Source organism: Spiroplasma endosymbiont of Cantharis rufa (genome assembly GCF_964019665.1).
In the GTDB taxonomy this organism is placed as follows: Bacteria; Bacillota_I; Bacilli_A; order Mycoplasmatales; family Mycoplasmataceae; genus Spiroplasma_A.
In genome coordinates, this window is the sequence record NZ_OZ026459.1 from 504,482 (window position 1) to 528,541 (window position 24,060).

The following is a 24,060-nucleotide window of genomic DNA, read 5'->3' on the forward strand; positions in this document are numbered from 1 at the left end:
TATTTTTTAATGGAAAATAAATCTAGAAAGGAATATGAAATATGGAAATTAAAATATATGCTCCGTTTGATGGAGAAATTAAAAAAATTGAGGAATGTTCAGATTCAATGTTTGCTCAAAAAATGATGGGTGATGGTTTTTTAATAGTGCCAAGTTCAAACCAAATGTATTCTCCATTTAAACAATCCATAGTTGAATTAGTCTTTGATACAAAACATGCTATTTTTCTTGAAAGCAATGATTTAAAATTATTGATTCATGTAGGTATGGATACAGTATCTTTAGAAGGAGAACCTTTTAAATTAAACGTTAGTGAAAAAGATTCTATAAACTTAAATTCAAAAATAATGAATGTAGATTTTAAAAAAATTAAAGATGCTAAGTTATTAATAGAAACTCCTATTGTTTTTGATCAATCCAATTTATTAAAATTTAATATTAAAAAATTAAAATTGGGTAATGTTAAAAGGGGAGAAGAAATAGCAATTATTGAATATGAACTTTATCAGAAAGACAAAAATAATAAAGTTGAGTTAATTGGCTTTGAATCCAAATACTTAATAACAGCAAAACAATTTATTAAAAATGTTGGGGGACTTTCAAATTTTGAAGAAGTTTATAATTGTATGACTAGACTTAGATTTAAAGTTATTGATAAAGCCAAAGTTGATATTCAAGCAATTGCTAAAAATGAACTTGTTAAGGGAACTGTTTGAAATGGAAATGAGTTACAAGTAATTATTGGTGGAGAATGTTATAAAGTAAAAGACGAAATTATAAATGTTAAGGCAGGAATATATGAAAAAGAAAAAGAAGGAAAGTCAATATTTATAAAACCAAAATTCTCAAAAAGATTTTTAGCAGCAATTACTGGAATAATGACTCCACAAATACCAACACTTATGGCAGTAGCTTTATTGGCTGCTTTGCAGGCTTTGTTAGTATCTACTGGAGCAATAGTTGATGCTTCTCAATATGAAAATGTAGCTGATGCTGGATTATTTGCAGCATCAATGTATATTTTAAGCAAAATAGGTTTTAGTTTAATGGGGGTTTTATTTTGTATTTCAACGGCCAAATATTTTAAAGGAAATATTATGATGGCAGCTTTAATAGGATTGACCATTACTTCAAGAATGTTATTTTCTGGAACGATTATACCAATTGAAACTGCTAGATTTGGAGATTGAACTAAGTCTGATTTAGCAGGACCAGGATGATTATTATTTAAAATAGGTAGTTTTCCTATTTTAGTAAAGGGGTATGAAGGTAGTGTATTGCCATTTATTGCAGCTGCAATGTTAATGGTTTATTTGGATAAATGAATTAAATCATGAATTAATCCAACTGTAGATATAGTATTTAGACCATTTTTAGTTTATACATTAGTATCTATTGTTACATTATTTGCTTTTGGACCTATTCTAGGAATGGTTGAGTTTGGATTAAGTCAAGTATGTATTTTATTTGAAAAAATTCCTTTGGGATTAGGGGTTGCATTATTTGCAATGCTTTGACAAATAATGGTTTTAACTGGAGTTCATGTAGCAGTTATTATGAGTATTATGATTGGAACTCTATTCCAATCTCCAGTTATTCCAACATCTCTTGATATTGCCACAGCAATAGGTTCATTTGGACAAGTAGGTGCAGCAATAGGACTTATTGTAGTTACTAGAAACTCTCAATTGAAAAATTATACAATTGGTTGTTTAACTGCAGGAATGTTAGGAATAAGTGAACCAATTATTTATGGAGCCACTCTTCCTAAAATTAGACCTTTCATAGGTGGATGTATTGGAGCAGGTTTAGGAGGCTTATTAGTTGGTCTTTTGAACATTAAAGCTTCAATAGTATCTGGTTTAGGAGTATTTTCAATTACTGCTGTAACAGGATTTACAAATCAAGCTTTATTTGTATTATGTTGAGTTGTAGCAATTGGAGCAGGTGCGTTGTTTACAATACTTCTTTATTCTGAAAAATGAGATGAGGTTAAATTTACAAAAAAACAGTTTAAAAAAATTAACTCTATTCTTTTAAAAATATTAGTTTCAAGTGGTTTTGAAATAAAAGAAGCAAAGCAAAAATTAATGGATACTGAAAAAAAATATATGGAGCAGTTAGAAAGCTCAAAGTTAATATTTAAAGAATATTACAAATATTTTATAGTAAAGTCAAAATATGAAGCTAAAATAAATTTATTGCTTGTAAAAGAGGAAAAAAATAAAAGAGTACTTTTTGAAAAAGCAAAAAAAATTATTGAGAATAGTAAGATTAAAGAAGATAAAAAACAATTGGCTATTCTTAAGTCAAATAATTACAATTTAAAAGATAAAATAAGTGAATTAAATAATAAACTTAATCAACTGGATGTTGAAAGTAAGGAAATAATTATGAACTATAACTTGACTTTAGATAAGTTAGAAATTAGTTACGGAAATACTTTAAAAGAGTTAGCTAATATTTCAAATTTTGAGAATATATTGAAATTTGAAAATAGCTTATATAATGGTATAAATTCAATAAAAATTAATTTTGGAGTTTTAGATGAAAGAGAATATCTTTTTTCAAAAAACGATAAAAAAATAGCAATAGAAAATTTAGAGGTATATTAATGAAATTTATTAAAGAAGACTTTTTATGAGGAGGAGCTACTAGTGCTGGACAAATTGAAGGTTCATGAGACGTTAATGGTAAAACCCCAACATTATTAGAATTAACACCTTATAATGAAAAAATTAATAGAAAAGAAATGCTATTTTCTTCAAAAACAAAGGATCAATATTTAAAAGCACTTCAATCAAATACAAAAAATCATTATCCAAAACGATATGGAATAGATTTCTATAATAGATATAAAGAAGATATTACTTTATTTAAAAAAGCGGGAATGAATATTTATAGAATGTCTATTTCTTGAAGCAGAATATTTCCTAATGGAGATGAAAAGGAACCTAATAGAGCAGGATTAGAATTTTATAGAAAAGTATTTGAAGAGTGTTTAAAAAATAAAATGCAAATAATGGTTACTATTCAACATTTTGATGTTCCTTTGCCAATTATGTTGAAATACGGTGGATGAATTAATAAAGAGACTATAAATTTATATTTAAAATATGTAGAAGTAATAATGAATGAGTATAAAGAATTTGTAACCTATTGATTGCCGTTTAATGAAATTGATATTGCAATATGAGCTCCTGAATTGGGTTTAGGTATTTTTAAATCTGATTTTAATCAAGAAACTGGTGAATTAAAACAAATAAGTTATCAAGGATTACATAATCAATTTGTAGCTCAAGCCAAAGTAATTGAATTAGGTAAAAAAATATCTAGTAACTTTAAAATAGGTTGTATGTTGGCAAATTCAACAACTTATTCAATTGATTGTAATCCAGTAAATGTTATGGAAAATATTAAAATGCAACAAATATCAAGATGATTTTATTATGATGTAATGGTTAGAGGAGAATACCCTACATATTCAAAAAGATTTTTCAAAGAAAACAATATTAAGTTGGATATAACAGAAGAAGAATTATTACTTATTAAAAATAATCCAGTTGAATATATTACCTTTAGTTATTATATGACTGGAACAGTGGCTAAAGAAGAAATTAAAAAAGTAAATGCTAACCTTCATGATGTTGGTAAAAATCCATTTTTAGAAGATACTGAATGAGGATGACAAATAGATCCAATTGGATTAAGAATAACTTTAAATGAAATATGAGATAGATATCAAATTCCAATTTTCATTTCAGAAAATGGAATTGGAGTTGTTGAAAAGTTAGATAATAATTTTACAGTAGAAGATGATTATCGCATTAAATATTTATCAGAACACTTTGAGCAAATTAATGAAGCTCTATCTGATGGAGTTGAAGTTTTTGGATACACAATGTGAACTCCAGTTGATGTTGTTAGTGCTTCAACTTGTGAGATGTCAAAACGTTATGGTTTAATCTATGTAGATTATGATGATTATCATAAGGGAACAGGAAATCGTTATTTAAAAAAATCCTATCATTGATTTAAAAATTTTAGGATTACAGGAGAACTTTAAAAGTAAAGTCAAATTTAAAACACCTTGTTGGTGTTTTTTATATTTAAATTAGAATTAAGGAATATAAATGTAAATATGTTTTTACCTTAATAATTATTTTAGTATATTAACTTTGTTATTTTATTCTTTTACTAAGCCTATAAAATTTTAGTTAAAATTATTAACTTTTTCTTTTTATGCAGTAAATTCTTTTTTAAAATTAAAGCAGACTCGTTATTAATTATGATAGTAAATATAATTTTAAAAATTTTCATAAGAAAAATCCAAAAGAAGGTTTTTGTGAAATAACTGCACCTGTAAATATTGAAGTAGATCAATTTCATTATTGTGGCCAGTTTGAAGACTACAAAAATAAATTAATTAATCTTGTTGGGAAACCTGGAAGTCCAGAAATTGAGATTTATATTAATGTAAAACTGAATTCTGATTATTTGGGAATATTAGATCCTACAATTACAGAATTTAATTATAAATTTTATTTTGGAAGCTTTACATATTTAATTGATGACTTTTTTGCTTACAATTTTTAATAACTATATTCAAACTATAAATGATAGCATTAAGAGATTAGTAAATATCTATAAGTGACTCTCTTTAAAACACCATGTTAGACATGCTGTTTTTTCATTTTAAATTATTTCTATTTTAAAACTTCTTATTTTTTATATTTATAATTATTTTTTTAGTAATTTAAAATATTTATGTTTGCTTTCAATTTTAAAAAAACTTTTTCATTTAAAGAAATAAAAATATGAAATGTTTTTTTTTTTTTTTTTAAAAAAAAAAAAAAAAAGTTATAGATAATTTATAGTCAAATAAATAAATTTATAAGTGTGATATAATTTTATAAAATGGAGAAAAATTATGAGTAAAAATAAATTAAATGGCAGTTAAATAAAATTACTTTTAGTTGCAAGTAAATAATGTAAATTTTAAATATATTAAGTATTTAAAAATACAAAATAATTTTTATAAAACCATTTTAACAAGCATTCTTAATTAATATAAAAATTTTTAAAAGAAAAGGAGAAATATATCTATGAAACATAATGGACTTTCTGGTAAAAAAATTATTAGAAATAGTAACTTAATTTCTAAAGAAAATAATAGTAATAAAAACTTTAAATCGGTTATTAAAATCCTTAAAAAAAATAATTTTCCTTTTTTTCCTAATTATCAAAATCTAGATGCACAAAACTATTCATATGATTTTATAGAAGGCACAATTTTAGAAAAGGTTAAGACAATGCCTATAAAATCTACTCTTAGAATTATAGATATAATTCTAATGTATCAAAATTTTTATGAAAAAAAGAATGGAAATGTAATAGTTCATGGAGATATTAGTCCAGTAAACATTATTTTTAATGAGCAATTAATGCCAATTAAAGTAATTGATTGAGATGGTTGTTATTTTGGAAGTAAATATGATGATATTGGTTATGTTTGTCTATTATGAGTTAACTTTGGTGATGACAAGCAAGAACACAAAAAGTATATTGAAGAAATTAAAATTATCTTCAGACACTTAAAATATAAAAGAAATGATGTTATAGCTGTAAAATTATCTATTTTAAAAAGAATAGAGAAAGACAATAATACTATTTTAAAAAGTGAAAAAAATAGTGACTTAGATTATTGACTTAATTATACTAAAAACTGGGTATTAAAAAATTGAGAGGAGATTGAAGATGAATTTAATTAACTTCACAAAAGAGGATACTATTTTAGTAATTAAAGAACAAAAAGGTCATTGAAATTTATTTCCATGAATGTTCTTATATTCATTAATACCTGCTATTTGAATACTTGTTAGAACATTAGTAATAACTCAATATATGTCAGCAAGTGTTGAAACTTATGCACAATGAGATTATTTGAACATTATGTTGGAAGTTATTCAAGAAACAATAGTATTTCCATTATTTTGATGATTTGGCAAGATCATAATAGATAAAAAAGAACACTTAAATAAGTTGAGAGAAGTTTATTTAGTAACATTTTTCATTTATTTAATTCTTATTTTCATTTTAAGTTTAAATGTAGGTAATCTTGTAAGAGTTATTGGCTCTAACGAGGGTTATGAGCAAAGAGTATTTTTTACATTGCAACTTTATAGTAAAATTCCAGAAATCTTAACTTCTGTTTCAACAGTTGTAATATTAAATTTGAAAATGTATAAGGGATTTCTTGCTTTACTTATTAGTAAATTATCTTTTTCAATTACCTTTGATTTTACTTTGGCAAATAATAGGGTATTTGAAAATGCTTATATAGGACTTGGCATAAGTACATTAATTACACAAATATTGCTATTTTTAACTTCTTTAATTATGGTAGCTAGAGCTTTTGGATTTAAGAGATTTTTTAATTTAAAAACCTTTAATTTGAAATTAAGTAAATTAACATTTACAAAAATATTTTGACTTAATGTTTTATCAGCTTTTGTATTTTCAACAATTAATAACTCATTTTACTTATTTATGATTGCTAAAAATATGAATAAGGCAGTTGAAAGTGATGCATATTGATTATCCAACACAATTATATGATCCTGAGTTTTAATTATACCAAATGTAATTTTTGCTATAAATAAATCAATTGTCTCTACAAGCAATGATTTAAATTATAAAAAAAGAATAATTCTTATCTTACAATTTCAAATAATAGCAATTATTTCTTTTCTTATAGCTTTATCTATATTTATTCCAACTTATCACTCATTTACGTTGTTTTTATCAAATAGTGATAGTAATTTATCTCAAAGAAGTTGAGAAATATTTTCAAAACTGATTGGCTTTTTTATTTTTTATGTTTTGGCAACTAGTATTAATGCTCAATTTAATGGAGAGGGGAAAAACTTTATTTTAGCTATTCAAGCCATAATTTGTAATTTACTAACTTTCACTCCTTTTATCATTTTATACTCAATAAAAAAATTAGAATATGATGTTGAAGTTATTACATATATGTTTGGTTTCAGTTTATTTGTTTCATGGATAGTATCAACTGTTTTTATGACAGCTTACTTAATGATTGAAAGAAAAAAATTTATTTTAAGTAATTATAAGGTAGTTAATTTTGAAGCAACTAAGTAGTTTGTAAATTTATATTATAAAGATCTAATTTTTTAACAAATAGGTATCTTTCAAAAAATATTTATAAGAATATAATAAAAAAGATAGGGAAAATTAAATAATTATGATATATTTGCAGAGTTTTTTTTATTGCGAATAATAATTGGTGATTAATGATTTATAAATTTTTTTAGATTATATTTTATTTAACAAAAAAATAATTTAACTTTGTAAATTAAAACTAAAGAAAATTATTAATAAAAAAGATATTAAAGGAATAAGATATTTTATAATAAGAAATTAGAAGGAAATTAATTTGTAATATAGAGACATATTTGCAGAAAATTAACTTTAGTAGTATTTCAGAAGTAGTTAAAATTATTTGCTTTATATATAATATATCTTTGAGTAAAGGAAGAAATTAGTTTAAAATTGATTAATCAGAAAAAAATAACAATAAAAAAAGAAAACTATAATTTAAAATAAAAACTTATTTATTTTTTTAAAAGAAGATTAACTTCCATTGCTTCTTAATTTCAATTTCCCTTTACTGTAAGTTTTCCTTCAAGTGTAAATAATTTTACATTATTATAATTAACACTTGCTAAATGAGAAGAGTTATTATTTTAAAGAGATCAATATTGTGTTAATACTTGTTTCGAAAAATATAAGTAGTATTAGTGGAACAATGAGTACTATTGAAAGTTTAAAATAGTAGGAATAGTTTTCATTTTGAAAATAAAAACTATTATTTGATTAGTATATTAATTAAATAAAAAATCACTGAAATTTTAACTTTTTATTATTAATATTTAAATACCTTAGACCTCTATTTCTTTAATGATAATTAATTTATGAACTTATAACCAATATTAATCTAGCATTTTTTTTAAACTCAAGGACATACAAACTTGCTAGAAACACCATAATTTTATTTAATGAATCTACTAATGTTTGAAATAACTTGTTTATTATACTTAATCCTTTTACCAATTAATAAATTGCAATATTTTTATTTTTTATCTATGATATAACATTTATTAATGTATAAAACTTCAAGTATTTTTTTGGTTGATAAACTAGTTTCTTAGAATCAAAATAAATAAAATTAAATATTCTATTCCTTTGTCTCTTCTTGCTGTGTAATTATTACAATTTACTTCTGTATCATATACATGTAATAGACCGTACACTTTTTCAAAAACTGATATTTTATTTTTCTCTATTATTTTTGACTTAAAAAAATGATAACCACTCTGTTAAAACCTTCGGTCTCTTTAGAATTGTCTATTCTATTAAAAAATAAAAGCATATAATATGCACAGTTTTTACTAAAATTATTTTAGCAATATTAAACCTATCAGTTGCATTTTTGATAGTAATGTAGTTATTTTATCAAAAACTAAAAATCCTTTATTTTAATTTCATAATAAAATAAAAATGATTAAGGTTGGTAGGGTGGGTTTTGAAGGAAAGGTAAAAAAATGATTAAATTATTAAATTTAATAGCAGTTTTTACAATGTCTGCTACAAGTACTGGGCAAATGATGATCAATTCCAATCAAGTTGATAAGGATAATTTAAACTATGACTCAGGTATTATTGCTCAAAAAAATGTGGGTAAATTATCTAATGGGAGTCTACATGGTTTTAATACACCATTAAAAATTGAAAACAATTGATATGGAACAATTGTAAAAGAAAATATACTTGAGTTTTATAAAGTTGAAGATAAGATAAATTCAGAATTTGTTTTAATAAATTCTATTAAGCTTGAAAAAAATCTTGAAGAGAAAAGTGGTAAATCTATTTTAATTGGTAATGAAATTTATTATCAATTTATTATTAATGATTATAATAATTATAATAGTGCAAATTTTTATAAATTAAATTTAGATAATGGTAATGTTGAAAATTTAGGATCGGTTCTTTTAGATGAAGATGCTGTTAGGTCGACATTTGATTTTTCTGGAATTGACTTTCATATATACAATAATAAGCTTTTTATTGTATATAGTGATATTTGATATAATGGAGCATCAATTGTTTCAGTTGATTTAATTACTAGTGAAATTATAGTCTTAAAATCTCATAATATGTTCTCAATGATTTTTGTAGAAAATAAAATTTATTATTTAATTTCAAGTAATGTAACTGGAAAATCAAATAATTTGGGTGTTTATGATTTAGAAACTAGTGAAGATTTAATATTCGAATGAACAGAATCAAGATTATCAAATTTATTGTATTATAATAACGATGTCTATGTGTCTAAATGAAGTTCAAATAATAATTATGATGCTTCATTAAATAAAATTAATTTTTCTAACAATGAATTAGATTTACAATGAGTTGTTAATATTCCTAATAGTTCTATTTCTAATATTTTTAATTATAAAAATAAAGTTTATATGATAGAAAAATTTAAAAATAAAATTACTTTATCAGAATTTTTTAATGATAACTTAATAGAAATAACTACAATTTATAACTGAGATTCACCTAGTATTAACTTTGTAGAAATTACTAATTTATATATTGAGAATACTAATATTATTTTTTCTCTTGAGAAAACTAATAGTAACGAAAAAAGAGTAACTGAAAATATTGTAGTTAATGTAGATTTGAATAGTTTTGAACTAATAAAATATTCAAAAAAATGAAATAAAAAAGAATTATCTACCTTTGTTATTTATGAAGATAGCAATATTTATATTTCTAATACAAAAACTTCAGGAATACTAGATAATACAACCTCTATATTCCAAAAAACTAAATTCATTTAAAGATGTAACATACACTATTAATTATGCATTTTTTAAAAGTGAAATTTAATATTTATGTCATTATTAAAATAAGGTTGGTAAAAATTACTAAAACTAAGTAGTTTCTATTAACTTTATTTTTTTATTTATATAAATTAAAAATACTCGTGATATTGGAATGTTAAGAATATAAAAATTTATTTTGTATATAATAAAAATTAAGTCCCAAATTAAGAAACTAAACTAGTAGATAAGTCTGCTAGTTTTTATCAAAAAATATTAGTTAGCAACTTTACAAATAGAATTAATTTCGAATATTTTAATATTACCATGTAAATAGTTCATTTTTATCTTTAACTAGATTCCAAATATTATTTCTAATTAAGGCATAACTTTTTTATTTCTTGTTTTTATAATAATTACTTTTAATTTTGATTTCAAGTAAATTGGAGTAAACCTTTTTGATATAAATCACTTATCTTTTTAAAATTAATACTAGGTCTACTATCAATAACTTTTTCATTTTGATAAGAGAAAACTATATATTCATATTCATCAAATTTTCAATTATTGATACTACTTGACCTAATGGTATTGAAAATATTGATTGTATTCTTGAATAAGAATTAAAACAATGAAAAGACATTACAATGTAAAAAGCACTTGTAATGATTGGAAATATATTAAGTTATATGATAATGTCAAATTTTCTAATGTTATTTATAAAGATTACAAATAATAAATTTGATTTTATTACAAAACAATTTATGATTCTAATTGTGATATTAGATATTTCGACATTTGCATTACTTGACCTCAAATAAATGCTAGTTTTACTTGTGGAGTAGGAATTGCACATAATGAAGGTCAAAATGAAATGTTATCTGGTATGCGCGGTAAAGGTATATTAAAAAGTGGTACAAAAGCCGTAGCTTTAGCTACAGGATTTGGAGCATTAGCATATGGAATGGAAAAAACAAAGCAAGGTAAAGATTCATTAACTAGAAATGGAAAAGAAAACTTAGATAAATCAAGACATATGCAACAAGCAAGCAGTGGAATTCCAGGATTATTTGGAGGAACTACACAAGGATTTACAAATACTGTTTAAGCTGCTGGAGGACTTTTTACAAGAAAAGGGTGATCTAATATGGGATCAACTATTAAAAAGGTGTAAAAACAGCTAGAAAATTTGCAACTGGTGGAATCACTGCAAATGTTGTTTCTAAATGAAAAAGAAATAAAACATCTTCAATACAAAATTACAAGTCAAATTTAGCAAACAAAAATGAGAAGTTAATTAGTAAAAGTGATACTTTTATTAGTAAAAATAAAGTTAAAATTGCTAAAAATCTTGATAATCAAAAAGTTATGGCTAAAGATATTAAAAAATTTGAGAAAATGAATAATAAATTAAACCGTAAATTACAAAAAATAGATTAAAGAGAGAACAAATATTATATAAAAAAATATGTTATTAATACATATTTTTTTATATAATAAAAATGAAAAAAAGGAGATATGAATTATGTCATTATTCAATGGAGTAAGCTGACTTTTAGGATTTGGAACAGCACAACAAAGATACGAAAGAAAAAATAATAAAAAATGATGATTAGATCAAACAAGAAGGGCTAAAGAAAAGTTGGAACCTATATTCAAGCAACAAATGGAATTAGCAAAGATTAAGATTCGCTCTTTTTCATTTGAATACTTTATGGAAAAATTTTCTCCTGATTTTATTTATGTAGATAATGATAAATTAGTTCCAGTATTTAAATTTTATTTATCTGATTTTTTAACAAAAAATAGAGTAATTTCTGAATTAACTTATGAAATTGAATCTAAGTGAAAATGTAAAAAGAAATGATACATTACAGAATGAGAGCCTGGTGAAGAAGGCATAAGTGATACTGAAATTGCAGAGTTATTATTTTCTTGAGAGACTAAAAATAATAATGTGGAAGAAGATTATTTAGAAAAAAATCTTGAACTTTTAGAGAAAGAAAAGCGCATTTTAGAATTTGAAAAGGAAATAAGAGAATTAAGAAATAAAAATAATATAGATTTTTTTGAAGAAGGTAAAGGTAATAATATTTTTTCAAATAAAATTGAAGATAAATTTGTGGTTTCAGAAACTGAAATTGCAGATATAATGGCAACTTTACGTGCTAGTGTAATAAGTGGAAATGGAACAAACACACCTATTATCCCTTATTCAGAAAAGCAAAGATAATAAATTATAGTGTGTGAATTTTATAACATTTTTTTGAAAAACAAATATGAAAGTTAAAAAATAGAAATACTAGTGAAATGGAGAGATAAAAGTATGAATAAATTTTATTATGCATGAGAAAATGCAATTGAATTAGATGATTTAAATTCAGGCCAATATAGAATGTGTTATTTATGTAAAGAAATAATGCATCATGGTAATAAATGAAATTCTAATCTTAATCCTAAAAATGCTTGAAATGTAGATCATTTAGATGGAAATAAATCAAATGGAGTTAGTTCAAATTGAGTTGCAGTTCATTATAATTGCAACATTGAAAAAGGCAAGCAGGATTTTACACATAAATATAAATCTATGAAAGGGCAAAATTGAACTTCTTAATAAAATTATATAAAGGAATAATTAAATGGAAAATATAATGAATATAATCGAGGCTATAAAAAATATTATTCATTATTTGAAGGTAGTATTAAATATTTTATTTATTCTTTAATTAAAAATAAGAAAATATTATTGCAACATAATTGTGTAATGAAGTCTGATTTTAAAATAGATTTTAATAATATTTTTTTGAAACTTGATTGACATTTTTATTATTGAAATATTTTAAATTTTTTAAAGGATTTTAATGGTTCAAAAAATGGAGTTGGAATTGATGAACTAAATCAAGAAATGCATATTTTATTTGATAATATTAAATTTAAATACATGAATTAGAAGAATACTCTGCTAAAATGTTTAATATTATTTTTTATAATTTTGATATTATACTTACCTTAGATCAAAATATTATATATGATATACTCAGTAATTTCTTAGAAAGTAATTTTTTTAAATTTTAAAAAAAATTTAAATAAAAATAAAGAAATCTCAAGACGTTTAATAAATTATTTTTCTTCTGATATAACTTGAATAAATATAATTATTAAAAATTTTAAAAACTTAAGTATGGAAAATAAAAGAATTTGTCAAAATAACTTTAATAAATTTTTTTTGGATGATTATAATTTAAATTATGATTTAAAATTTAAAATCATTCTCTCAATTATTGAAGGTACCAATGATATAAAATGAGCAATAGAAAAAAATGGTTTATATTCTGACATTTGCTTTTAATCTTGATTCTGTTTCAAAGTTATATATAATAGATAATTTTAAAAGAGTTTTTTATAAAAAGGAAATTAAAAATGATTCTAATATAATTAAATTACTAGAAGAATTAAAATTATCAATTAATTGAGCAGATTTTAGCGAATTCAGTTCTAATAATAATTTAGAAATAATTGAAGCTGATCAAATAGCACTTTATGAAAAAGAAATTAAAATTAAAGTACCAATATTTTTGGTTGGAGATACAATAACAAAAGAAAATATACCAGTTTAATCAGAAAGTTTTATTAAAAATAATATTTCTAGTTCAATAATGAGTTTTATAAATAAAGGTACTTATAATATTATAGATATGGATATTATTCATCATTTTTTTAATGCTTATTCCAATTTATATAATAACTTCTTTATTAAAAATTGTGATTTTTATTATGAATATTACGAAAATGTTATGATTTTTTTATTTGAGATTAATAATGTACTAAAATTTACTAGAGAAGAATATTATTTTATTAAAGTATGAATAAGAAATATTTTTGAATCATTTAATTACTTGCCTGATAATTTAAATTTAAATCGCTATTCATCTTATCTTTTTTCGTTGATTTCCGCAATTGAATTACTAATCAAAAAAATTTATTTGGAACACAGTCAAAAAAATGAATGAATAAAAGAACAAAAAATATCGCAGCTTCTAATTAAAGATAGAGACTTTGATACATTTATTTTTCCCATTTTTATCTAAGGATACAATTAAAATAGTTTATTGATTAATGTATCATGAAAAAGAACAAAAAGGTTTTGAAATGAGAAATAAATTAATGCATGCAGATCCTAATTTTTTTAATGAATGATGTAATTATATCAGTATATTGAATGAGATTTCTTTTCTTTAATATCATTGAAGAATTAACAAAAAATTTTTTGAAAATAAAAAATAAATGTTATTATATTTATAAAGTAAATGGAGCACTAGTTTTTGTAGCTAGACTATATTTTTTATATTTTATGTAAATAGCTGTAAAGCTAGTTTTTATTTGCCAAGATAATTTTCCTTGAGAAAATAGAAAGGTTAAATAAATGAAAAAAATATTTTTATCAATAATCGGATTGTCAACTTTAATTACAATTCCGTTATCAATTAAATTTAATGACTCTAATTTTAAAGAAAACAGTCAAAAATTAGATAAAACTGTTCAAAAAGAATATGAAAGTGTCCCAAATTCTAATAATAATGATTATGATTATAAAACTGGTTTAAGATATAATCCAACATATCCAACTTTTACAAAAAATATGAATTATTATGCCAAAGATAGACGAACCTTTAGTCACCGATATAGTGACTTTGGTAGTCTAAATGGTTTTAATTCATGTTATGTTTATAATAAAGAAATTTCAAAAGGTGATACAAATAAATGATGAAGTCAAGAATGAATAAAATTAAGTATTAATACACTTGAATATGCTCCAACAAAAGCAGAGTTCTTAAAAAATTGCCCTGTAATTAAAGTTGATCTTTATTATGGATATAATTTCACCAATAATTGAAATAAAGGGTACAATAATCCTCTTCTGGAATGAATATAGGGACACCAACTAAAAAAGACATTTAATTATAATTTAAACTCAAATGGTCGAAATTATGTATTCTTAAATCCTTCACTTAATTATAGTTCTAATAATTACCATAGAATTGAAGCAAAATTAAGTCATTCATGTAGTGTAAATACTTTAAATTTTAAAATTGCAACAAATACAATGGCTTAATTAATCTTAGTTGTTCTTGTTTCATAGTATTTAATAGTAGTCCTTTCATAAAACCTCCATTTATTGATTATAATGGAGGACAAATTCGCTTGTTAATATGTAGGGACACAATTGCTTATTACTCATAAATTTACACGGTCCAATAATAATATATTTTTATTTTTAAATACTATTGTGATATTATAATAATGGAAAAAAGGAAAAGAAATGAAAAATTTATTAAAATTATCGGGTGTAATAGGATTGTTATCTACGCCTTTAACAAGTAATTCATTGATAATGAATAAGAATTTACTTTTAACAAATAATGAAGTTTTAACAAATATGAAAGAAAATAATTCAGTAAGTATAGACTCTACTACTGTACCAATAAGTGTTAGTGATGAGGTTACAACTAAAGCAACGGGAACACAATCAAAAGAAAGTTATGGAACTAATTCAACTACTATTTCTAATAGTAATTGAGAAAATGATTTCCAGGATACTTCAATTATTATTGCTTATGGAAATTTTAAGTATGGTACTTATACAAATGGAAAAGAAAAGGATTATTTAACACTAAGTATTAAAGAAATTGGCTTGAATAAGAGAGTATGAGAAAGTGATGAAACAGTGGATTCTTGAAAAGGGTGAGGACACCATACATCAAGAATAAAATTAACAGTTGAAGCTGAAAATATTATTTATGATAATACTATTTCAATTAAAGTGGATTACTATATTTATGCAAGAACAGCAGGGGCAGTGCATAGTTGTAGTACTAAAATTAATTTAAATAGATTATTTTTTATAAGTGAATAGAAATAAAGGGGCAATTAGTTTAATTGTCCTTTATTAATATTAAATTAAGGAGATAATACAGTGATAGAAATAAAAAATATATCTAAAGTTTTTAAAAAGAGTAAGGGAATATTTAATATCTCTTTTTCTATTAATGAAGGTGACATTACAGGGTTAATTGGAGATAATGGGGCAGGTAAAACAACTTTAATTAAATCTATAATGGGTGACTATAAATTGGATGAAGGTGAAATAGAATTTTTTGGAGAAACTAAAAATTTTAGATTATTAATTGGTTATTTTCCTGATCAAAATAACTTTCCAAAGTCAGAAAAAATTTATGATTATTGTAGGTATATTTTAGATTTAAAGAAAATAAAAATTAAAGATATTAAAGAAAAATTTGATAATTTAGTGAATATGCTTGGATTAGAAGAATATATAAATTACACATTTGAAAAATTGTCATCAGGGATGCAAAAAAGAGCTCTTTTGATTCCTTTATTATTAACAGATCCAAAACTTATTATTTTAGATGAACCAACAGAAAATTTGGATGTTAATTCGAGATTAGAGTTTTTGAAGCTTATCAAGTATTTATCAACAGAATTTAAAATTATGATTTTGATAACTTCACATAATATAAATGAACTTGAAGATTATATTAATAAAGTTATATTTCTAAAGAATGGAAAAATTTGTTATAAAGATAAATTTGAAAAATCAAAATCATCTTTAATTGATTTATATCATAAACATCTAGGAACTGAAAATAAGCATATGGTGTTTGATGATCTAAAGGAGATAAGAAAATAATGAAAGCATTTAATCCAATAGCATCAAGAATAATAAATCATACAATAAAATCAAAGTTTTTTTGAATTACTTTTGTTAGTTTAATCTTAGTTACCTTTATTGTAGATATGCTTTTTTTAATGAAAATTGCATCATCTAATTCACAACCAGGTAAAGTTGTGGCTTATAATTATATCATCTATGCTGTACTTATTTTTTTCATACTATTATTTGAAATATTTTTTGCAAATAGGTTCTGAATGATGGATAAAGCTAATGGAATATTAAATATTGAATATCGCAATGATATTTCTATGAATAAAATATTTTGAATAAGATTTATTTCAAATAAATTGATTTTATTAGTAATGTTATTATCATTTTATTTTATAAATATTCTTTTTTTCTCATTTATTAATAATATGTATTTTAAAATTAATTTGCTAAATCAAATTATAGTTTTAATAGGCATTTTAGCAATAGATATATTTGTCTCTTCTATTTTTATTATGGTTTCTCAATTTAGAAAACCAATTATATTAGGAGTTATTGCTGGGATATTTATTTTAGTTTTACCTTTTAATAGTTTTCTAAATTTGCTAACTAATCTTTCAAATGAAAGTTACATAGCAAGTGAGCAAAATATTAGATATGATACTACTAAAAAAAGTCATGAATTGTATGCTAATAACTCAAATTTTAAGTTATTAACAGAACAATATGTTAACTTACCAATTTATTTAGAATTAAAAAGTGAATCAGAAAATTATATGATTTTTGATTCAGAAGAGGACTATGCTAAATTTTTAGCTAATAAAGGTGCTTATTATTATTTTTCAGTTTATAAAGAAAAATTTCCTTATAGTAAATATTATAATTTCAATCAAGAAGAATTTAATAAAAACTTAATTTTTCAATTTATTGAAAAAACTAATAATCTGTTTGAATTAGATCCTAAAAATCCAATTAATAACTCTAAAGATAGCATTGAAGAAATATGAAGTAATAGTTATTATTCAGTTAATTCTACAAAAAATATTAGTTTAGATGGAAAATACAATTTTAATGAACTGATTAAAAAACTTAAAGACTATTATAAAAAAGATCAAGAAAAGTTAGAAATTATTAATTTGGTGGACTATTATTGTAAAAATGTTTTAACTGTTGGTAGAGATCTGTCATCTTTAGAACTAGGAGATCATGAATTTCTTTATAAAGAAAAGTTAGAAAAAACTGTGATTGGAACAAATATGACTCCAGGTGTTATGTTGTTTGAAAAGGGATTATTAGATATAATTGATTCTTATTATAATATAACTCAAAACTATGGTTATGAAATAAAGAAAAATCCTAATGAATTTGCTAATTCTCAAATAAATAAAATGTATTTAAAAAGTTTTATAAATCCATTTTTTGTAATTAATGAAATGCAAACATTTAGTTATTTCAATAATAGTTATCAACAAAATATATTATTGTCTAGTTTTCATGCTTTTCCATCAGAAAATTATATTTACTATAATTTTGTTTTTAAAAATGAATTAGAAAAAACAAACTTTCCTAATGAATCAATGATTAAGAAATTTGAAGTAAAAAACTTAAGATTTTTAATAATTATTAACTATATTTTGTGTTATATAATTTCAATTTTAGTACTTTTAAGTTCATTTATAATTTTTAAAAAACACTTACAAATTTAATAAATTTAAAATCATTAATATAAATGATTTTTTTTTTTTTTTTCTAAAATGAATTTTTTTCAGTAAATGTTTCAAATTTTTTGAAACTTTTGTTATTTTTTTGGTTTTTTCTAATTTATATATTTAAAATATAAATATATAAAAATTCTAGCAACAAAATTAAAATATAGTGTTTTAGCAATAAAATGTTGGTACAAATGATATTGTTCATTAGTAAATTTAAAACTCATAAAAATATAAACCAAGAAAAGGTTAGGAGAGAATTTAAAAATGCTAATAGCTAAAGATGTATCAAAAAAATACAAAAATAATGCTGGAAACTTTAATATTTCTTTAACAGTGAAAAGCAATGAAGTATATGGAATCATGGGGTCAAATGGTGCAGGTAAATCTACATTTATTAGGCAAGTACTAGGCTTTATTAAACCAGATTCTGGAAAAATTACAATTGACGGAATGGATAGTTTTACAAATACAAAAGAGATTATGTTGTTTTCTGGATATATTCCAGGAGAAATTGCATTATATGATGCATTAACTGGAATTCAATATCTAAAAATAATTGCTAAATTAAAAGGTAATATTGATTGGAATTATATTGATAAACTTTTAAGTTTTTTTGAATTGGATGCAAAAAAAAGAATAATTAAAATGTTTAGTGGTATGAAACAAAAATGCAGTTATGCATAAACCCAGATTTTTAGTTCTAGATGAACCAACAAGAGGATTAGATGCAACAATCTCAGCTCAATTTTATGAGTTGATCTTGCGTTTTAAAAAGATTATAGAGCAAAAATTATTATTTGTTCACATGTGTTTGATGAGATTTCAAAAATCTGTGATAGAGTTGGCTTTATTAAGGAAGGTTTTCTTGTAAAAGAGTATAGTGTTAAAGAAGTAAATATGACAGAAATACACAATAATTTTATAAAATTATTTAAAAGTCATGATGTGGAAGAGTTATTCTAATGAGATTAATTAATACTATTACAAGTCATCTTAGAATTCACTGAAAACTAATCACTTTTATAACTATTTTTTGGAGTTTAATTAATTTTGGACTTCTTTGTTTGCCTTTTATGTCAGAGAGATTTTCTATTGCATATGGATCTTTAATCAAAAACACAAGTAATTCTCAGGGCCTCAGTGGATCAGGTTCAATGGAGATGATTCCTTTAGAAATGATATACAATATTCTTTTTAAAAATCTAGGGTGAGTGATTTATGGAATGATTATAATAATCTTTATTAATAAGATACTATTAAAAGAAATTAGTTCAACTCAAATTTCTTTATGGTTAACTCAACCTATTTCTAAAGCGCAAATAATATTGGCTAAGTATTTAACTTTAATCTTAATCATAACATTTTTATACTTACCAGCATTTGTAATTCTTATTTCTATTGCTTCATTTGGACATGATTCCAAAGTTGCTCTATCTAATGTAACTTTAGGAGGATTACAAACTTATTTCTTTTTATTAATGTTAGCATCTATATTTTTTATTGTGGCTTTACTTTTAATAGAAAGAACTATGCTATTTAATATTATAGGTTCATTAATTTTAACTTACTTTACTCTAATAGGTCTATTAGAACTGATTACTCTAATTTCAGTTTCAGAAAATGAAGCTCTAAAAATAATTATTAACTACATTGGTTTACAAGTTTTTATTTCTAATGTTTTACCTCCTGATTTTGACAAGGAACCAGTTAGTTATTTAGTTTATGAAACTATAGAAAATGGTGAAAACATTAAAATATTTATAGAAACACCAGCTTTAAAAGATATAAATATTATTCTCTATTGTATATCAACGATATTAATGAATGGGTTATTGCTTACATTTGGTTGACTTTCTACTTATTTATTTAAAAATATTTCATTTAATATTTAAATAACTTTGATAAAAGTTTTTATATGTAAGACACTATTAGATTCTTATAAAAATAAATTCATTTTATAAATATAAAAGTGTATAAAATTAATTTTGTATTTAAAACTTATTTTATTATTTTGCTGTATTTATTACTAAGTAATTATGGATTTTAGTAAATAATTTTACTCTTTTAATAAAATTTATAATTTTTATTTCATTTATATAAACACTTATTTACTTATTATTTATTTAAAATAACAAGTAAATTTTTTTTATAATAATTCCAAGTATAGAAAAGAGGGATATGAATAAGTAAATTTTTGTTTTAAATATAAGAAAGGATACAAAAAATGAAAAAATTAATTAGTATGGTATCAGCTTTAACATTGGGAGTAACAGGAATAAATTCAGTTGTTTTAGCTAATCAATATAGAAATAATTCAAATCTTGAAATAAGTGGTAATGAAATTAATTGAAATAAAATGGAAGAAAGCTTATTAACAATGTTTGATGGAATGTTGGAAGAATCAAGTGAAAACAAGGATATGATATTAAAGGCGCGTGAGGAATCTTTAAAATATTATGATGATGTAAAAAGTAATAACTTATCTCTTGAAGAAATTACTATTAGTTTATCAGAAATGACAAAAAAATATGAAAATACATATGGTTCTGAAATTAATAATTTAAAAAATAGTGATAAAGTAAATAATGTTTCTTATAATTCTTTAAATTATTTTTCAAAATCAAAAAATATTGAAAGTCTGGAAGAAGCTAAAACTTCATTAACTAAATTCTCAAGAGATCTTGCAATAGCACAAAATACTTTATCTTCATTAGCAGTTGTAGCAGGTATTGCTGCAGCAGGATTTTGAGCAGCAGCTTGATGATTTGGAGTTAGTATTCCCTGAGCAGTTGCAGCTTCAGCTACAAGTGCTTCACTTGGAGTTGCTTCAGCATCAATTGGATTTTATAGACAAAAACATAACTTAGATCCAAATTTACTTAGTTCTGTAGCATGAGCTCTTAATATTAGAGCCATTGCATCAGCATTTAAAGAAATTGTTTATCCAGTATTAATTATTACAGAAACTACAGTAACGGCATCATCATGAGCTGTTCCTGCAGCATTTGCAGCAGTTGGAGCTATTTTTGTTATATACGCTTGAGTGTCTGAGTTTGCCTAGTTTTACTTTTAAATTTATCTTTTTATAAGATAAATTTTTATTCAATTTTATTTAAGTCATTAATAAACTCTAAATCGATTTCATTTCCGAGTAAATTTACTAAAAAATCCCTCTTAATTTGACTAAGTTTTAAAAAATGGCAAATTAAATTGCTATTAAATTTCATGAAATGATTTGTTATTTTTTGAATAGTTGAATGTAGTGGGAATAGAACAATCAAAATGAGAATTTAAAACTATAAATAAGGGCTTAAAGAATTGAAAGAAAGTATATTTATAAATGCCAGAAAATTCATTTAAATTAAAAGTACTTTATATATTTTAAATTAAGTACTTGCATACAACAATTAGAATATATTCTAGAATATTTGAATTAGTAAACAAAACTTGCTATATTCAAATCTCAAAGTGTAAGTCATAATGAATTATTTATTCTAATTATTCTTTTAAATTTAAGCATTATCAATTCTTTGAATAATAGTGTATCTAACTAATTTGCTAAAAAAATATAGTAAAGTTATAAAATTATTTCAGTTTTTGTAAAAATATATCTTTTAAATTACTATATATTTTACTTACTAAAGATATATTTATAGGAATAAAATGATTTAGTTAAATATGCTTTATTTGTTTAAGAACATTCTTTTGTATCTTATTCAATGTTTTAATTTATTATAAATTATTTTTTATTATTAGTGGTATAAATATCACTTTTTTCAATATTATAAAAAAAAATCTAAGATGTTTTAATAAGTTTAGCACACTTAAAAATGTTTTAAACTTATTAAAACATTTTTAAGTGTGCTAAATTCTTTGTTTTTTTTTTTTTTTTTAAATAAAATATTAAAAATGAAAAGGAATAAATATATGAAAAAATTATTAAGTTTATTAAGTGCATTTGGTTTGATAGGTACATCAAGTTTAAGTGTTTTAGCTTGTGGAAACAAAGTAGCTCCGCCTGTTTTAGAGCTTGAAACATTGATAAAAGATTTTAAAAAAGATGTAAATAAGATCTTAAATCAACATATTGCAAATACTAATAAGAATTTTTTACTAATAGATAAAACTGGAAGTAGTTTAAAATTTTTTAACAAACATAAATTTGAAGATTTTATGGGAAGTGATAATATTAAAACAGCAGATGATAATGTCAGATCAATTATTATTGAAGATTTTAATAATTTATTTAAATTAAATGAATTAAAACAGAAAATTAATGAATTAAAGAAAGTTGAGAAATATTCAGTTCTTTTAGCAGGAACTAGTTCTGTTTTTAAAGAGCTAGTTATAGTTCCTAACGAAAAAATTGAAATTAAAAGTAGGTCATACGATAAAAATAACAAAAGAGTATGATTTGGAACAACTAAATTTAATTATTCAGTTTCAGTTAATTATCAAAATAAAACAGGAGAATTTGAAGAATATAAAATTCAAGATGTGCCAAATGTTATTTCTATAACAGATGATGAAGAAATTGGTGGAGATATTCAAAAAATGTATGATAGTGTTGAAGAAAAATTTTTATTAAATGATATTAGCAGGATTTATTCAACAGATTTAAATTTAGTTAGTAAGTCATTTTTAGAACAGAATAATAATGAAATACTGAATTATTTTAATGATTCAAGTTACTCAAATAAGTTTTTACAATTTATAAAAGCAGAATTTAGAATTGATTTAACAATATCTAAACAACAGTCTTTTACTAATCTTAAGAATTTATTATCTTACAGGGAAAATAATTTAGGAGAGGACGAATTGAAAAAATTTTTAGATAATAGAGAATCAAATGATCAGAATATTGAAAGTTTAATTTCTTCTACTCAACAAATCTCAGAAGAATACATGATAAATAACTTATCATCAAAATTAAATCAGATTTCACAAAATTTGGATAAGAATCAAAATATGACAGTTTTTATAAATTCAGTTATTAAATTCAACTCATTAACTTTAACTAATCTTAATTATAAAATTAATGATGAAGAGCAGATTGACATACCTAATTTGTCTTTAAACTTCGGATATTTTCAAAATAGGGAAGTTGTATCAAGAAAGGATAATGAATTTATTAATGGGTTAAAAGATAATTTTAAAGTTGCAACAAAGGCTTTTGGTGATATTTATGAAACAGTTAAATGATCAGGAGCAAATTATGATCAGGAACATATAATATTCTCTTTTGCTAGAAATTCACAATTATTTAATAAGTGATCTCTTTTAGGAATAGAAAATAAGACTCAAGATATTAATAGTTTTGTAAACTTAGAGCATTCCAATTTAAGAACAGAGAGAGATAAATTAATTTCAAATTCAAAACAGAGTCAATTTTTATTTAACGTATCATGAACTCCTGATAGCCAAGATGGAAAATACGCTCATATTATTAAACACAGTTATAATACTTGAAGTGCTTATACTTTACAAAAAGAGAGTTATTTAGGAGGTTATAAATTATTTGTTACATTTGAAATGGACTATTTTAAATCAAGTTACATAGCAAATATAAATAAAAGAACTGTTTTATTTTCTCAAGGATATTCAAAATAATAATAGATATATGCATACTATATAAAAAAATTATTTATTGTAAATAATATACAGATTTTCAAAAATGGAGGTTTGTAAAAAACAAACTTAAACTAGTTTGTTTTTTGTTTAAAATTAATTTTAATATTTAAAATTTTTGAATATA

19 protein-coding genes are annotated in these 24,060 nt (G+C 22.6%); all 19 read left to right on the plus strand.

Going from position 1 to position 24,060, the window contains the following annotated elements:
• The first annotated feature begins 41 nt into the window (after positions 1 to 41).
• The 19 genes from AACL15_RS02245 to AACL15_RS02335 all read left to right on the plus strand — a co-directional run bounded on the left by AACL15_RS02245 (position 42) and on the right by AACL15_RS02335 (position 23,915).
• Positions 42 to 2,615: a glucose PTS transporter subunit IIA gene (locus AACL15_RS02245; RefSeq protein ID WP_339034902.1), complete on the plus strand. Its 2,574-nt coding sequence runs from the start codon at positions 42 to 44 to the stop codon at positions 2,613 to 2,615.
• Complete coding sequence (locus tag AACL15_RS02250) at positions 2,615 to 4,066, plus strand: glycoside hydrolase family 1 protein (protein ID WP_339034904.1); 1,452 nt, start codon at positions 2,615 to 2,617, stop codon at positions 4,064 to 4,066. Before AACL15_RS02245 ends, AACL15_RS02250 begins: the two co-directional genes overlap by 1 nt.
• A gap of 1,039 nt (positions 4,067 to 5,105) precedes the next feature.
• A complete protein-coding gene (locus AACL15_RS02255; RefSeq protein ID WP_339034906.1) occupies positions 5,106 to 5,771 on the plus strand; it encodes a hypothetical protein in 666 nt (221 codons plus the stop codon).
• Positions 5,758 to 7,164 carry a hypothetical protein gene (locus AACL15_RS02260; RefSeq protein WP_339034908.1) on the plus strand — a complete coding sequence of 469 codons (1,407 nt, stop codon included), beginning with the start codon at positions 5,758 to 5,760 and terminating at the stop codon, positions 7,162 to 7,164. Before AACL15_RS02255 ends, AACL15_RS02260 begins: the two co-directional genes overlap by 14 nt.
• A 1,463-nt stretch (positions 7,165 to 8,627) precedes the next feature.
• Complete coding sequence (locus tag AACL15_RS02265; RefSeq protein WP_339034910.1) at positions 8,628 to 9,929, plus strand: hypothetical protein; 1,302 nt, start codon at positions 8,628 to 8,630, stop codon at positions 9,927 to 9,929.
• Between the two features lie 856 nt (positions 9,930 to 10,785).
• Complete coding sequence (locus AACL15_RS02270) at positions 10,786 to 11,019, plus strand: hypothetical protein (protein ID WP_339034912.1); 234 nt, start codon at positions 10,786 to 10,788, stop codon at positions 11,017 to 11,019.
• Positions 11,020 to 11,436: 417 nt separating this feature from the next.
• Positions 11,437 to 12,144, plus strand: coding sequence for a hypothetical protein (locus AACL15_RS02275; protein WP_339034914.1), 708 nt, complete (start codon positions 11,437 to 11,439; stop codon positions 12,142 to 12,144).
• Between the two features lie 93 nt (positions 12,145 to 12,237).
• Positions 12,238 to 12,525: a hypothetical protein gene (locus AACL15_RS02280; protein ID WP_339034916.1), complete on the plus strand. Its 288-nt coding sequence runs from the start codon at positions 12,238 to 12,240 to the stop codon at positions 12,523 to 12,525.
• A gap of 132 nt (positions 12,526 to 12,657) precedes the next feature.
• The gene (locus AACL15_RS02285) at positions 12,658 to 12,861 is read left to right on the plus strand and encodes a hypothetical protein (RefSeq protein WP_339034918.1); all 204 of its coding nucleotides are present in this window, start codon (positions 12,658 to 12,660) and stop codon (positions 12,859 to 12,861) included.
• A gap of 370 nt (positions 12,862 to 13,231) precedes the next feature.
• The gene (locus AACL15_RS02290; RefSeq protein WP_339034920.1) at positions 13,232 to 13,528 is read left to right on the plus strand and encodes a hypothetical protein; all 297 of its coding nucleotides are present in this window, start codon (positions 13,232 to 13,234) and stop codon (positions 13,526 to 13,528) included.
• Positions 13,529 to 14,334: 806 nt separating this feature from the next.
• Positions 14,335 to 14,844, plus strand: coding sequence for a hypothetical protein (locus tag AACL15_RS02295; protein WP_339034922.1), 510 nt, complete (start codon positions 14,335 to 14,337; stop codon positions 14,842 to 14,844).
• A 387-nt stretch (positions 14,845 to 15,231) separates the two neighbouring features.
• The gene (locus AACL15_RS02300) at positions 15,232 to 15,825 is read left to right on the plus strand and encodes a hypothetical protein (protein WP_339034924.1); all 594 of its coding nucleotides are present in this window, start codon (positions 15,232 to 15,234) and stop codon (positions 15,823 to 15,825) included.
• A 60-nt stretch (positions 15,826 to 15,885) separates the two neighbouring features.
• Positions 15,886 to 16,620, plus strand: coding sequence for an ABC transporter ATP-binding protein (locus AACL15_RS02305; RefSeq protein WP_339034926.1), 735 nt, complete (start codon positions 15,886 to 15,888; stop codon positions 16,618 to 16,620).
• Positions 16,620 to 18,299, plus strand: coding sequence for a hypothetical protein (locus tag AACL15_RS02310; RefSeq protein WP_339034928.1), 1,680 nt, complete (start codon positions 16,620 to 16,622; stop codon positions 18,297 to 18,299). The genes AACL15_RS02305 and AACL15_RS02310 overlap by 1 nt, the downstream gene beginning before the upstream one ends.
• Before the next feature lie 270 nt (positions 18,300 to 18,569).
• Entirely contained in the window at positions 18,570 to 18,989 is a 420-nt protein-coding gene (locus AACL15_RS02315) for an ATP-binding cassette domain-containing protein (RefSeq protein WP_339034929.1), read from the plus strand.
• Positions 18,982 to 19,176 carry a hypothetical protein gene (locus AACL15_RS02320; protein WP_339034930.1) on the plus strand — a complete coding sequence of 65 codons (195 nt, stop codon included), beginning with the start codon at positions 18,982 to 18,984 and terminating at the stop codon, positions 19,174 to 19,176. Before AACL15_RS02315 ends, AACL15_RS02320 begins: the two co-directional genes overlap by 8 nt.
• Before the next feature lie 91 nt (positions 19,177 to 19,267).
• The gene (locus tag AACL15_RS02325) at positions 19,268 to 20,197 is read left to right on the plus strand and encodes an ABC transporter permease subunit (RefSeq protein ID WP_339034931.1); all 930 of its coding nucleotides are present in this window, start codon (positions 19,268 to 19,270) and stop codon (positions 20,195 to 20,197) included.
• Positions 20,198 to 20,529: 332 nt separating this feature from the next.
• The gene (locus tag AACL15_RS02330) at positions 20,530 to 21,366 is read left to right on the plus strand and encodes a hypothetical protein (RefSeq protein WP_339034932.1); all 837 of its coding nucleotides are present in this window, start codon (positions 20,530 to 20,532) and stop codon (positions 21,364 to 21,366) included.
• Between the two features lie 866 nt (positions 21,367 to 22,232).
• Positions 22,233 to 23,915, plus strand: a complete 1,683-nt coding sequence (locus AACL15_RS02335; protein WP_339034934.1) for a lipoprotein — start codon at positions 22,233 to 22,235, stop codon at positions 23,913 to 23,915.
• The last annotated feature ends 145 nt before the right edge of the window (positions 23,916 to 24,060 follow it).